The 12,351-nt window shown below is 54.1% G+C and carries 11 protein-coding genes and 1 pseudogene; 9 read left to right on the plus strand and 3 right to left on the minus strand.

Features of this window, described 5'->3' with window-relative positions; all coding sequences use genetic code 11:
* Positions 1 to 357: 357 nt before the first annotated feature.
* Together SULPSESMR1_RS25830 and SULPSESMR1_RS13870 are read right to left on the minus strand one after the other, a co-directional pair.
* Entirely contained in the window at positions 358 to 825 is a 468-nt protein-coding gene (locus SULPSESMR1_RS25830) for a Hint domain-containing protein (RefSeq protein ID WP_089421358.1), read from the minus strand.
* Positions 822 to 1,826, minus strand: a complete 1,005-nt coding sequence (locus SULPSESMR1_RS13870; RefSeq protein WP_089421359.1) for a Hint domain-containing protein — start codon at positions 1,824 to 1,826, stop codon at positions 822 to 824. Before SULPSESMR1_RS13870 ends, SULPSESMR1_RS25830 begins: the two co-directional genes overlap by 4 nt.
* A gap of 406 nt (positions 1,827 to 2,232) precedes the next feature.
* Here SULPSESMR1_RS13870 and SULPSESMR1_RS13875 point away from each other — a divergent pair, with 406 nt between their 5' ends.
* On the plus strand, positions 2,233 to 2,721 hold the full coding sequence (locus SULPSESMR1_RS13875; RefSeq protein WP_089421360.1) for a hypothetical protein: 489 nt from the start codon (positions 2,233 to 2,235) through the stop codon (positions 2,719 to 2,721).
* A gap of 490 nt (positions 2,722 to 3,211) precedes the next feature.
* Here the strand turns inward: SULPSESMR1_RS13875 and SULPSESMR1_RS13880 are convergent, their stop codons facing one another.
* Positions 3,212 to 4,117, minus strand: coding sequence for a LysR family transcriptional regulator (locus SULPSESMR1_RS13880; RefSeq protein WP_089421361.1), 906 nt, complete (start codon positions 4,115 to 4,117; stop codon positions 3,212 to 3,214).
* A 98-nt stretch (positions 4,118 to 4,215) separates the two neighbouring features.
* On the opposite strand from SULPSESMR1_RS13880, the gene SULPSESMR1_RS13885 reads away from it, so the two are divergent.
* The 8 genes and pseudogenes from SULPSESMR1_RS13885 to SULPSESMR1_RS13920 all read left to right on the plus strand — a co-directional run bounded on the left by SULPSESMR1_RS13885 (position 4,216) and on the right by SULPSESMR1_RS13920 (position 12,347).
* A complete protein-coding gene (locus tag SULPSESMR1_RS13885) occupies positions 4,216 to 5,745 on the plus strand; it encodes a DUF2817 domain-containing protein (protein WP_162791904.1) in 1,530 nt (509 codons plus the stop codon).
* 4 nt (positions 5,746 to 5,749) lie between these two features.
* Positions 5,750 to 6,742, plus strand: a complete 993-nt coding sequence (locus SULPSESMR1_RS13890; RefSeq protein WP_089421363.1) for a TRAP transporter substrate-binding protein — start codon at positions 5,750 to 5,752, stop codon at positions 6,740 to 6,742.
* A 70-nt stretch (positions 6,743 to 6,812) separates the two neighbouring features.
* Positions 6,813 to 7,319: a TRAP transporter small permease subunit gene (locus tag SULPSESMR1_RS13895; protein ID WP_089421364.1), complete on the plus strand. Its 507-nt coding sequence runs from the start codon at positions 6,813 to 6,815 to the stop codon at positions 7,317 to 7,319.
* Between the two features lie 9 nt (positions 7,320 to 7,328).
* Positions 7,329 to 8,639, plus strand: a complete 1,311-nt coding sequence (locus SULPSESMR1_RS13900; RefSeq protein WP_089421365.1) for a TRAP transporter large permease — start codon at positions 7,329 to 7,331, stop codon at positions 8,637 to 8,639.
* Positions 8,640 to 8,844: 205 nt separating this feature from the next.
* Positions 8,845 to 9,180: pseudogene (locus SULPSESMR1_RS13905) on the plus strand (integrase); the annotation flags it as partial.
* A gap of 331 nt (positions 9,181 to 9,511) precedes the next feature.
* Positions 9,512 to 10,750: an NAD(P)/FAD-dependent oxidoreductase gene (locus SULPSESMR1_RS13910; RefSeq protein WP_089421366.1), complete on the plus strand. Its 1,239-nt coding sequence runs from the start codon at positions 9,512 to 9,514 to the stop codon at positions 10,748 to 10,750.
* Between the two features lie 33 nt (positions 10,751 to 10,783).
* Positions 10,784 to 11,773, plus strand: coding sequence for a TRAP transporter substrate-binding protein (locus SULPSESMR1_RS13915; protein ID WP_089421367.1), 990 nt, complete (start codon positions 10,784 to 10,786; stop codon positions 11,771 to 11,773).
* 52 nt (positions 11,774 to 11,825) lie between these two features.
* On the plus strand, positions 11,826 to 12,347 hold the full coding sequence (locus tag SULPSESMR1_RS13920) for a TRAP transporter small permease (protein ID WP_089421368.1): 522 nt from the start codon (positions 11,826 to 11,828) through the stop codon (positions 12,345 to 12,347).
* Positions 12,348 to 12,351 lie beyond the last annotated feature (4 nt).

Consider the following 12,351-nt stretch of genomic DNA (forward strand, 5'->3'; position numbering starts at 1 on the left):
ACTTCACTGGCGATCCTCTCAATTCCAGTATCGATTTCCGGAGACGGCGAGCCAATTTGGCGGCAGAGAAAATGACTATAATTTCAACATACAGCTCAAACCCAAAGTTACTCACAACCAAAAAAATCCGTGAGTGGGTAGGTGCATAGAATCAGAAACAAGATGAAAATAAAAATTAACTAGTCACGCATAATCCATAAAAGAACCAAGCGACTAGTTGCCACAAAAATTACGATAGCTACCCCCGAAAAGTATATCATTAACGATGAACTAACTTCGCCCCCCGTAGAAAGAGAAATGGAAAGTATCGCTGTGAGCGCAAGATATGTAAGTGTAATTTCCATAGTATATAAAATCTCAATATACGGATCTAACTTTTTTTGATGAGCGCGATGTGCATATTATACCCTCCACGTCGATCATCTCGGATTCCGACATAAAAATTTCAAAGTACTCTATTTCAGGATACGGGAATTCCTCAATAGAGATTCCAAAATTTGGAAGATTTGATGCTTTCACCCATTCACAAACAGGGTACCGATTGGCGGCCTGACTTTTCGCGATCATTATTTGTTGTGAAGAGCTTACCACCACGCTGCGTGATGGAAACTGCTTTCCAAGTGCCAACATTGGAACGACAACTGGCCGTTGGTGCTCCTTCCAATCACTGCCCAAGTTTAACTTTAACACATGCTGATATACTTTTTTTATCTGACACAATTTTCCAGACAGTGGCGCGTGAACATACTCACCTACACGCAAGTTTTCCACTCTGCGCGCGCCCCTAGCTGAGTCAATTATAACTTTAGAACCTCGTGCAATCACGCTGCCACCTCCTTAAGTTGTCCTGCTCTTTGGGATTCCTCAAAAATTCGAAGAGTTACAGGTTCAACTAGATGACGCTCACTATTCCGGTGATTTTCGATAAATTTTTTTATCAAAGACTCTTCTCTAATCACCATGCGCGCCAAACTACTTGATTGCTTATCCTTCGGAACAATTGAACACTTCAATGATAGTTTTTCGGTTCTGTCGACGGTCTCTATTTTGAATTCCGGTGAATCTAAGAACAAACATTCACTTATTGAACCGCTGGCATAGATTAGTGCGTGTTTTTCCAAAATGAGGTGAAAATACTCTACCTCTTTGACGCTGTAGTCAAACTTAACACCTTGGCACCCCACTAGATCTTTGGCTGAAACAAGTATTTCGCTCTCCCCAAAAACATTATAGGCAATACGGGATGAGATATAAACTCGATGTTGGGATGAAACATATAGATCTTTTTCTGGCAGGTTTGGAGTTAGAGCGTTCTTGCTAATTACAACCGGATACAATTCAGGGTTATTCTTTAATGCTTGGCTATTTATCTTAGTAGACGAAACATATTGAACTTTTTTATAACCAGCATCCAACGTCAGAATCAAATCACTTGATTTAATATTCTCAACACGAACTTCTCCGCTCAGAGTTTTTACTCGCACCCCCCGGGCAAAACCACCTATTTGGAGTTGCTCCTGAATGGCGCTGCTCATACTTTGCGAGCTTGCCAAGTTTGTAGAGGGACTCACCTTAACGGGAGCAGGTTCCTCTACTGTATGATCTTTCCTGACAGACCGGCCATATACTTCTAACACGCCCTGAATTTCCGAGGCGTAGAGATTGGGAGTGAGTAATTCATCACTCGATTCGACGCCAAGCTGGCCCGGATCGTCAACTATCAGTTTTTCAACAGCAACTCTATCTGCCCAGGCAATTGATACAACATCAGGCAAATGCCGGGGGATATTATAAATTTCGCCACCAAAATAACCTACATCACTCATGCTGCCATTATATACTGGAGAGCCTTCAACAGAACCGCTTCGCCCCCCCCTCCTGATAGATCGCCTGACTGTATTTGACTTCACTTTTAATGTTGCACGTAGCCATATCCTCCGGTGAGTTCAGTAAAAGTCCCTTACCAGTTGCCCATGTCCACGAGGTATGTTGTGCCATATTATCCTCACCCTGACTAAACCGCCCCTGTAGGTGATTTCATAAAGCCAATGTGTGGTGAGTTAACAATAGGTATAGACTACCATTAACGCATAACGGCTAAAGCTGTTCGCTTTTGGGATGATTGCTTAGCTTTTAACACGGCTTTGTTGGTGGCGTGGATGTCCCGCCCGACAGCATCGCAATGTGCCATTGTGGTGAGTGTTAGAGCCATCACAAAAGGAAAGAGCATCCATGTCCGAAGTTACTATTATCGGTGTCAACCTGGCAAAGCGCGTTTTCCAGTTGCACGGTGCGCGCAGTGACGGTTCGGTCGCGTTTCGCAAGAAACTGTTGCGGGGGCAGTTGCTCGCGTTCGTAGCACAGCAGCCCAAGGGCCCGATCGCCATGGAGACATGTGCGACGACGCATGGCTGGGCTCGGGCATTCGAGGGAGCGGGGTACGGTGTGCGCCTGATCCCGCCAATCTATGTGAAGCCGTTCGTAAGACGCCAGAAGAATGATGTGGCCAACGCAGAAGCCATCGTAGAGGCTGCATTCCGCCCAACTATGCGCTTTGTCGCAGTGAAGACCGAAGATCAGCAGGCCCGCGCCATGCTGTTTCACACGCGGCAGATGTTCGTCGCCCCCCACCCAGATGATCAACGCTTTGCGTGGCCACCTCGCCGAACACGGATTGATCGCCGCCCGGGGGCCTGCTCATCTCAAGACAATCGTAGATGATGACATCTGCGCTGTTGTCCGATTGGCGCGCACGCACATCACGCACCGTTGCCACACAGCCATCATCGACTAGCAGGCCACTCCGATCATACCGATCCGAAAGAACGGGCGACCATGAAAAAAGGGGCGCCCTGCCGCAATTACCAGATAAGATCCCCTGCGCGCGACACTGACTACGGCAGTGCGTACTGGAAGTACTACACAGGATACCACAACCGATGCAAATCGAGACAAAGGCGCACTGCTTCAAGGCTTTCGGCGAGCACGTCGCCGCAAGAGACCTCGAACGTCAAATTGCCGAAATTCAGAACCGCATCACACTGTGAACTGCTGCTCGGCCCTCGGAACGGCTGAGATGGTTTGTATCGGCTAATGCTGACGGGGTAAGGGCTAACATATCCAAGGCTTGAGTTGTGCAACAACGCCATGCCGAGACTAAACTACTAGGGACTGTCCCATCCAGTTGTTGGAATTTGAAGTTCACTCACAGTTACTTTGCTTCAAATTCGGGAAGATCCTTTACGCAGTTGCGCAGGATCCGGACGAAAGTCTGACGTTCCAATTCAAGGCCACGCCGGTTGTGGGTCACAATATAGTAGGAGGTGCGAATTTCGGGTTCAAAAGGACGCGAAACAACGGACCCCGCAGGCCATAACCTTGCGCTGAAGGGTTCGATGACCCCAATAGCAAGCCCTTGGGCAATTAGGGAATAGGCTGTGAGCGACGTGTCGACTTCATAGGACTCTTTGAATGGCACCTTCCTGTCTCCAAGGATCTTAAAAACCTCGCTCCAGCTGGCAGGGCCATCGGACATGATGCGCAAGACAGTCTCTCCGGCGAGGTCTTGCGCGGACGTCACGGATTTGGAGGCCAGCGGATGCGACGCCGGCGCGACACAAACCTGCCGCACATGACCGATAAGTTCGCGTTTGCTGCCGGGCACTTTCGGGATCTGCGATCCAATTGCGATGTCGACCGAAGCGTTTTGCAGCCGCAAGATAATCTGTGACAGTCGGTGTGAATGCACGACGACTTTAACTTCGGGAAAGCGGGCCTTGAACGCCTTTAGCACGGGCGGCAGGAGAGTTGCCGCAAGCGAATGTGTTACCGCTACCCGCAGTACCTGACCTCCCTCGCCGCGGATGTGTTTCGCGGTATTCTCCAGTCGTTGAATGCCCATGAAACTTTCTTCAACAGCTTCGAAAAAAGCCAATCCGTTAGGGGTGGGCACAAGGGTTCCTTGCTTGCGGTTGAACAAACTGAACTTCAGTTCGGCTTCAAGGTAGGAAATCAAGCGGCTGACGGCTGGCTGGCTGATATGCATGGCCTGTGCTGCTGCAACCATCGAGCCGCTGTTCATCACATGATTGAAAGCTTCGAGCTGTCTGAATTTCATAAAGTCCCTATAACATTTTCTAATATATTATTAGTTAAAATAATTTGATAAGATACCAGAATCTCGACATCAACGGCACGACCCACAAGGAGATGGACGTGCCGGACGCCGTGAATAGTTTTTCAGCCACCTATGCCATCGCCCGTCAGCGTTTTTTGGATGCAGCAAAGCGAAAGGGGCTTGAGCATACGGCGGTGATGCACCCCGTGCAGGACCCGCTGTTGCCTCGTGCGGTGGTCGATATAGTTCGGATCGGGTCACGGGATGCGCGCAAGGTGTTGTTCGTGACTTCTGGCGTGCATGGAACGGAATTGACCGCGGGATCGGGCGTCCAGTTGCAACTGATCGACATCTTTGCGGACGCCTTGCCGCAAGATTGCGCGATGGTTCTGGTTCATGCAGTCAACGCTGTAGGTTGCGCACGTCTGTCGCGCACCGATGAAAACAACGTCGATCCGAACCGCAACATGGTCGCGTCCTTCGATGATCTGCCCTGGAATGACAGCTATGACGATTTGCACGCAGATCTGTGTCCGGTGCACTGGGCGCTGGATGCAGAGGTGCGGGATCGGGGTGTGCGGGACTATATCGCCAAGAACGGCGACGCCGCATTGGTTCAAAACGTCCTGAAAGGTCAGCATAGCCATCCCGAGGGCCTGTTTTTTGGCGGCACGTCAGAAAGCTGGACCGTCGCAAACCTGACCGACATAGTTAAGGATCACGGGCAGGGCGCACAACAACTGGGCATCGTAGATCTGCATACCGGCGTCGGCCCCTACGGCTTTGGCGAGGTGATGCGGATGGACCGGGCTCCGCTGGCTGGTTCAGAGTGGGAGAAGATTGGCAATCTGGTCTGCGACGTACTGGATCGTGTCGAAGCCGAGCGACCGCCGCTGAAAATCATCATGGAATACGGGACCTATCCGTTCGACCGCGTCCTGACCAACCTGCGCGCGGACAACTGGCTGCGTCATCACGGTTCGGTCCACACCCCGCAGGGGCGCAAGATCAAGATAGACTTGCAGAACGCATTGTTTGCGGATGATCCCAAATGGCTTGAGGACGTCTCTCGTCAGGGGATCGACGTGTGCCAGATGGCGCTGGACGAGATGAACGAGGTCGATGATGCCTTGCAGGCCTTTGAAAAGACGATTGCCGGTGCCACCACGCCCGACGCGATATTCCAGCATCTGGAGGCGGTGGCCCAGCAGCATGTCGGGGTAAAACTTTTTACCGTCATGGACTATGTCGCCAGTCGCAACATGGGGCGGCGTTGCTATACCAATAATCCCGAAAGTTATCCCGCCTCGGGCTGGATCGCGCTATGCGACAATAACTGGTTTGATTGTGTCATTCGCAATCATCAGACCTATGTGGCCAATGACATTGACCAGATCGCACAGGACTTTGCAGATGCGGACCTGATCGCAAGCCTTGGATGCGGTGCCATCGTCAACTTGCCGTTGCTTCAGAACGGCCAGGTCATCGCAACCGTCAACCTGCTGAACAGGGCAGGGCATTTTAACAACCAGAAGCTCGCGGATGCGCACCGTGTCCTGCTGCCCTTAGCACGCATGGCCTATCTTGCATCCAGCACGCTCGCCCCACAAACCCTACCAACGGAGTAAACAAATGACCTATTCGACACCTTCATGCCTTGCCGCAATGACCCTTGCCACTGCCATCGCCTTGCCTGCTTCGGCGGAAACCACGTTCAATCTGGCGAATGAGTATCAGGACACCACCTTTGCCGCCGTGGCCGACCATTTCTTTATCGATCGCGTTGCCGAGCTGACCGAAGGATCGGTCAAGATCGACTATTATCCGGGCAGCTCGCTGGGGTTCAAATCCGTGGACCACTTTGATTCCGTCGCTGACGGCGCAATTGACATTGCGGACACATTTATTGGCCAGCTTTCGGGGATCAACCCGGTGTTCAGTCTGCCGTCGATGCCGTTCCTTGCCACCTCCAAGGACAAGGCGCTGGCGCTCGAGGCGACTTTGCGGCCTCACTATGACAGCGTATTTGGTGATGCGAACCAGATGTATCTGTTCAGCACACCTTGGCCGCCGTCGGGGATCTGGACGGGCGAAGCATTGGAGTCCGCCGAGGCGCTGGCAGGCATGAAGGTCCGCGTCGCCGACGTGACCTCGATGCAGACTTTCAAGGAAGCGGGTGCCAACCCGTTGCAAATCAGCTGGGCCGATGTGGTTCCACAGCTGTCAGCCAACGCCATCGACGCCGTCATCTCGTCGGCCGAGGGCGGCACCAACATCAAGCTGGGTGAATTCCTGCCCTATTACACCGCCGTCGACTATGTAATCCCGGTCAACGTTGTCCACATGAACCGCGATGCCTACGACGGGCTGACCAAGGCAGAACAGGACGCGATCAGGCAAGCGGCGGCGGACACGTCCGAGTTCATCTGGGGCGAACTGGAAGAGCGTCTGAACAACACCTACGATGATCTGGCCGCTCTCAAGGTCAACGTGCAACGTGAGCCCAATACCGAGCTGATGGAGACACTGGAAGCGGCCAGCGCCGGCGCGTTGGAAGAGTGGAAAGAAAAGATGGGCCCCGAGGGTCAGGAGATTCTGGACACTTACGCAGCCGCAGCCCAGTAAGTTCGGAATCAGGGCGGCTTTTGCATCGGTTAGATCGCCCTTTTTCATCGCGATAAGGAAAGTTTCCCTCATGCCCCGATTGCTTGGCCTTTACGTGCGTTTCACCAGTCGGTTGTCGGATGTGGCTGCGCATTTTGCGATGCTCGCCATTGTTCTGATGGCGGGTCATATCCTACTTGAGATTATTCTGCGGGCGGTCTGGGCCACATCGACCTTCGTGATGGATGAATTCGTGGGCTACGAGGTGGCTGCGATGACCTTTCTGGGCTTGGGGGCTGCGCTGGATGACAAGGTTCTGCTCCGGGTCAATATCCTGCTGCTGCCGCTAAATGGCTGGGTGCGCGCCATGGCCGAAGTGCTGAACGCCATTGTTGCGCTGGCTGTGTTCGCGTTCGTCACCTTCTATCTGATCCGCCAACTGGTCCGCAGTTACGAGCGCGGGACGACGTCGATTTCGATCCTGGAAGTGCCTTTGTGGCTCCCGCAGGGGCTGGTTGTGATCGGTCTGCTTGTGTTCTGTATCCAACTGACCGGCCTTATCGCACAGGCGTTGCATGTGCCCAAAGAAATCGAGTGAGGTGTCGCAATGGGTCCCTATGAAATAAGCCTATTCGTTCTGGTCCTGCTAGTGGTCACCCTTGGCTCCGGCATCTGGATCATGGCTTCGCTGGTAATCGTCGGATTGGTGAGTCAGTACATCATCGCCGATTTTAGCTTTGTGAAAATGGGGACGATTTCCGCCACAATTATTTCGCGCAATTCGATGTCATGGGAGTTGTCTGCGATCCCGTTGTTCATCTGGATGGGCGAGCTTCTGTTTCGCACGCGGCTGTCCCAATCAATGTTCGAAGGGCTGACGCCCTTCGTGAACCGCATTCCTGGGCGGTTGCTGCACACCAGCGTTCTGGGCTCGACCATGTTTGCCGCGGTATCAGGGTCGAGTGCCGCGACCACTACAACCGTGGGCCGCATCACGGTGGGCGAGTTGTTGGGGCGCGGCTACGACCGGGCGCTGACGACTGGGTCACTCGCCGGGGCAGGGACGCTGGGGTTGTTGATTCCGCCGTCAATTATTCTGATCATTTATGGCGTTATCGCCGAAGTCTCAATCATCCGCCTGTTTGCTGCGGGCGTGCTGCCCGGTTTGCTTATCGCGGTGCTTTACAGCGGCTACATCATTATCCGTGCGACGTTAAACCCTGACATCGCACCTAAGCGCGACGTGACCTATTCCACCTGCGAACTGTTAAGCGCGGCGCGTAAGTTGTTGCCGGTGATCATCCTGATGGCGGTGATCCTTGGCGCGATCTACTCGGGCGTCGCGACCCCGTCGGAGGCCGCTGCCATTGGTCTGGCTGCGACAATCGTCATCACGTTGATCCTGCGACAGCTTAGCTGGGACGTGTTCTACGACTCGCTCAAAAGTGCGGTGAAAGTGTCGGCGATGATCACGAGTCTTGTGGTCTGTGCAGCTGTTCTGGCGTCATCCATGAGCTATGTGCGTCTGCCGCAATCCATCGCCGAAATCATCGTCGATCTTGCCCCGAGTGAGTTTCAACTGATCCTGTTGTTGGCGGTGTTCTACATCTTCTTGGGACTATTTCTGGACGGAACCTCGATCACGGTGATGAGCTTGCCGATCACCATGCCCATCGTGATGGCCGCAGGGGTGGATCCGATCTGGTTCGGTATTTTCTTGGTGATCATGATCGAATTGGGTCAGATTACGCCGCCTGTGGGATTCAACCTTTACCTGCTGCAAAATCTGACGGGCGACAGCTTGCCCAGAGTGGCGCGTGCAACATTGCCGTTTTTCTTCTTGCTCTGTCTTGGCGTGGCGATTCTATACGCGTTCCCGCAAATCGTTCTTTGGTTGCCGCAGGTTATCTATGGATAGTGATTTAGGGGTACGGAGACGTTTTTGGCTCTCTGCAGATCCAGCGCAGTTGACGCTGATTTCAGGTGTAGCGAAGGATCAAAATTAACTCAATATTTTTTGTTATTGAGTGTCCATCGTCAAATGAAATGGGACTTCAGAGCGGGTTGAACATTGGAGGCTCTGGTTCGGTTTCGTTATTGATTATGCTGTTTGTTTTGATGTTGAAGGGACTCGAGCCTCGCTCGACAGATGGATGCAAGGTCCGCTGATGGTTGGATCCAAATACCTCTGGCCCGGTCGGTTTCACGAACGCCTTCACATCTAGACCCGCCAATATGCGCGGATTGTCCGTGACTGGGTGACGTCGATTGGCCTGGAGACGAGCGCCTACGGCACCTATTCGATGCGTGGGACCAAGGTGGCGCAAATCTATAAGAAGACGGGCAACTTGCGTGCAGTACCGCTGCTGTTGGACCACACGAAGATGGACAGCTCCACCAGACACCTAGGCGTCGAGCTTGAGGATGCTCTTGCGATTGCAGAGGCCATTGAAATTTAAGGAACCGGGCCGTCTTCACGGACGGCCCCACTCCGGACTTCCGTCTGATCTTCAAACGCCGCGTTGCAACTTCATCAGACCGGCCATTCGCTGCAGGCGCAAAATCGGGTGGTGGGCGACAGAGTTTACGGAGGCACCTTGGCGGTTTGATGCTTTTCTCCTTGCTCGCAGCATCATGCAGCTGTTGCACGGAAAATCCACTTCTCCCGACTGTACAGATGTTTGGAACCACCCCTATTTATCTGTAGATCGTTGTTATTTTGTTTTTTGATGGCATGGTGCCTTGGGGAGTATCGTACATGGCAACGGCAAGTCGACATAGGGGCAAGGTATGACACGGCATGTTGCCGTCATCGGCGCGGGGATCGTGGGAATCTCTACTGCCATCTGGCTGCACCGTGCGGGCATTGCCGTCACCGTCATCGACCGGGGCAAGCCCGGCACAGGCACATCACATGGCAATGCCGGAGTACTTGCCGCCTGCTCCATGGTGCCGGTCACGGCACCCGGTCTGGTGGCCAAAGCCCCCATGATGCTCCTGAACACCGGTTTTCCACTCTTCCTGCGTTGGGGCTATCTGCCCCGCTTGCTGCCATGGCTCCGCAAATACCTGTCCCAGGCCAATGATACCGACACGCGGCGCATCGCGTCTGGGCTTGCAGCCATCGTCGGGGACACGGTCGAACAACACAAAAGCCTCTGCGACGATCTGGGCATGGAGCATTGGGTGACGGACAGCGACTATTGTTTTGCCTACCGGGACCGCACCGCCTTTGACGCCGAAAGCTATACCTGGTCCTTGCGGCAGGACGCGGGCTTTGTCCCCCAGATCATTGAAGGGCAGGACGTTCACGACTATGAACCGGCACTGGGGCCGGACATTTCCTGTTTGGCGATCATGCGGAATCATGGCTTCATCCGCAGCCCCGGTGGATATGTGCAGGCACTGGCAAAAGCGTTTCAGGACATGGGCGGCACAATAATGCAGGCCGAGGTCAAGGATTTCGACCTGAGCGGCGGTCACGTCAGCGCGGTACATACCACGCAGGGAAAGGTCGCCTGTTCCGAAGCGGTGCTGGCGACCGGCGTCTGGTCCAAACCGATGATGGCCAAGCTGGGCCTGAACATCCCACTGGAATCCGAACGTGGCTATCATATCGTATTCGAGGAAGCGACAGGCGGCCCACAGCGGCCCTTCATGATCGCCAGCGGCAAGTTCGTTGCCACACCGATGGAACAGGGCCTTCGCTGTGCGGGCGTGGTTGAATTTGGCGGGCTGGATGCAGGCCCATCCAAGGCCCCGCTGAAGCTGTTGCGTAGACAGGCAGCGCTGGCGTTTCCCGGCCTCAAGGCCAGTGCCGAAGTCGAATGGCTGGGCCACAGACCCGCGCCCAGTGACAGCCTGCCTCTGATCGGGCAGGTTGGACAAACAGGTGTCTTCACTGCATTCGGACATCATCACATAGGATTGACGGGCGGGCCTAAAACGGGCCGACTGGTCGCCGGATTGATCGCCGGGGCGCAGGTCAACACAGATCTTGCGCCCTACAATCCACAGCGCTTTTCCTGACGGCGCAGCAAATAACCAACAAGGGAGAATACAATGAAACTGACCAACAAACTGATGACAGGCGCCGCAAGCATCGCCATTGCCGTGTCGGGCGCTCTGCCTGCGCTGGCGGCAGAAAAATGGGATATGCCAATGGCCTATTCCGCGACGAACTTTCATTCGGAAAATGGTGCGGCATTTGCCGAATGTGTCACGGCAGGCACCAATGGTGACATCGAAATCACTGTCCATCCCGGCGGCTCACTGTTTGCGGGTGCAGATATCAAACGGGCGATCCAGTCCGGGCAGGTCCAGATCGGTGAACGTCTGATGTCCGGTCATGCAAACGAGAATCCGGTGTTCGGATTTGACTCCGTTCCTTTCCTTGCTCCGTCATTTGAAGACAGCGCAAAGCTGTTTGAAGCGGCGCGGCCCAAGATGGAAGAGCTACTGGCGCAACAGAACCTCGTCATGCTCTATGCTGTCGCATGGCCACCACAGGGCCTTTATTTCAACAAGAAAGTAAACAGCGTCGCAGATATGGCGGGGCTGAAATTCCGGTCCTATAACAATGCCACGGCCCGCCTGGCTGAACTGACTAACATGTTGCCCGTGACCATCGAAGCCGCCGAGATTTCTCAGGCCTTCGCGACAGGCGTGGCGGAATCGATGATTTCTTCCGGCGCCACCGGTTATGACCGCAAGGTCTGGGAAAGCCTGAGCCATTTTTACGAAGTTGATGCATGGCTACCTTACAACTATGTCATGGTAAACAAAGACATCTGGGACGCCACATCGGATGCGCACAAGGGCATCATCACAAGCTGTGCCAAGGAAGCAGCGGATCGCGGTTTGGAGGCGTCCAAGAATTACACACAGTTCACCATGGACGGTCTGGCGGAAGGCGGCATGACAGTTGGCCCGGCAAGTGACCAGTTGATGGGCGAGTTGCGTAGCATCGGGGAAACGATGACCGCGGACTGGCTTGCCGAAGCAGGTGAGGATGGCCAAGCCATCGTCGATGCCTTCAATGCGATGAAGTAATCAGGCAGGCGGTCCCGCACGGGGCCGCCCCTTTTCATCCTCTGGGGGCGTCATGGGCATGATCCGCAAGATTCTCGACTTTCTATATGCCGCCGCCGGTGTGCTGGCCGCAGTCTGCCTGATCGCGATCCTGTCGCTGATTGTGGTACAGATGATCGCCCGCTGGACCGGAGAAGTCTTTCCGGGGGCGCCCAACTACGCGGGCTATGCCATGGCCGCTGCCAGCTTTTTGGCCTTTGCCAATACCCTGAACCGGGGGGCGCATATCCGTGTGTCGATCCTGCTGAATGCTGTCGCGCCGGGTCCAAAGCGGTTGCTTGAAATCTGGTGTTTCGGGCTTGCCGCCGCCATAGCCTGGTATTTCACTTACTACGCCTATTGGTTCGTCCATTGGTCATGGAAGTTCAATGAAATCAGTCAGGGCCAGGATGCGATCCACCTTTGGATACCTCAATCGGTCATGGTGATCGGCGGCGGCCTGCTGGCGCTTGCCCTGACAGACAATCTGATCCATGTCTTGATCAAGGGCAAACATCGGATGATCCGCGACAGCGTCGAAGGCCACGGGGAGTGATGCG

Origin of the sequence: Pseudosulfitobacter pseudonitzschiae (assembly GCF_002222635.1) — a bacterium.
GTDB classification, from domain to species: Bacteria; Pseudomonadota; Alphaproteobacteria; order Rhodobacterales; family Rhodobacteraceae; genus Pseudosulfitobacter; species Pseudosulfitobacter pseudonitzschiae_A.

What these genes read in the sequence shown, in the direction of transcription:
- SULPSESMR1_RS13915 (WP_089421367.1), top strand. Translation starts at nt 10,784, where the DNA reads ATGAAACTGACCAACAAACTGATGACAGGCGCCGCAAGCATCGCCATT.
- SULPSESMR1_RS13895 (WP_089421364.1), top strand. Translation starts at nt 6,813, where the DNA reads ATGCCCCGATTGCTTGGCCTTTACGTGCGTTTCACCAGTCGGTTGTCG.
- SULPSESMR1_RS13880 (WP_089421361.1), bottom strand. Translation starts at nt 4,117, where the DNA reads ATGAAATTCAGACAGCTCGAAGCTTTCAATCATGTGATGAACAGCGGC.
- SULPSESMR1_RS13910 (WP_089421366.1), top strand. Translation starts at nt 9,512, where the DNA reads ATGACACGGCATGTTGCCGTCATCGGCGCGGGGATCGTGGGAATCTCT.
- SULPSESMR1_RS13890 (WP_089421363.1), top strand. Translation starts at nt 5,750, where the DNA reads ATGACCTATTCGACACCTTCATGCCTTGCCGCAATGACCCTTGCCACT.
- SULPSESMR1_RS13870 (WP_089421359.1), bottom strand. Translation starts at nt 1,826, where the DNA reads ATGAGTGATGTAGGTTATTTTGGTGGCGAAATTTATAATATCCCCCGG.
- SULPSESMR1_RS13875 (WP_089421360.1), top strand. Translation starts at nt 2,233, where the DNA reads ATGTCCGAAGTTACTATTATCGGTGTCAACCTGGCAAAGCGCGTTTTC.
- SULPSESMR1_RS13920 (WP_089421368.1), top strand. Translation starts at nt 11,826, where the DNA reads ATGGGCATGATCCGCAAGATTCTCGACTTTCTATATGCCGCCGCCGGT.
- SULPSESMR1_RS13900 (WP_089421365.1), top strand. Translation starts at nt 7,329, where the DNA reads ATGGGTCCCTATGAAATAAGCCTATTCGTTCTGGTCCTGCTAGTGGTC.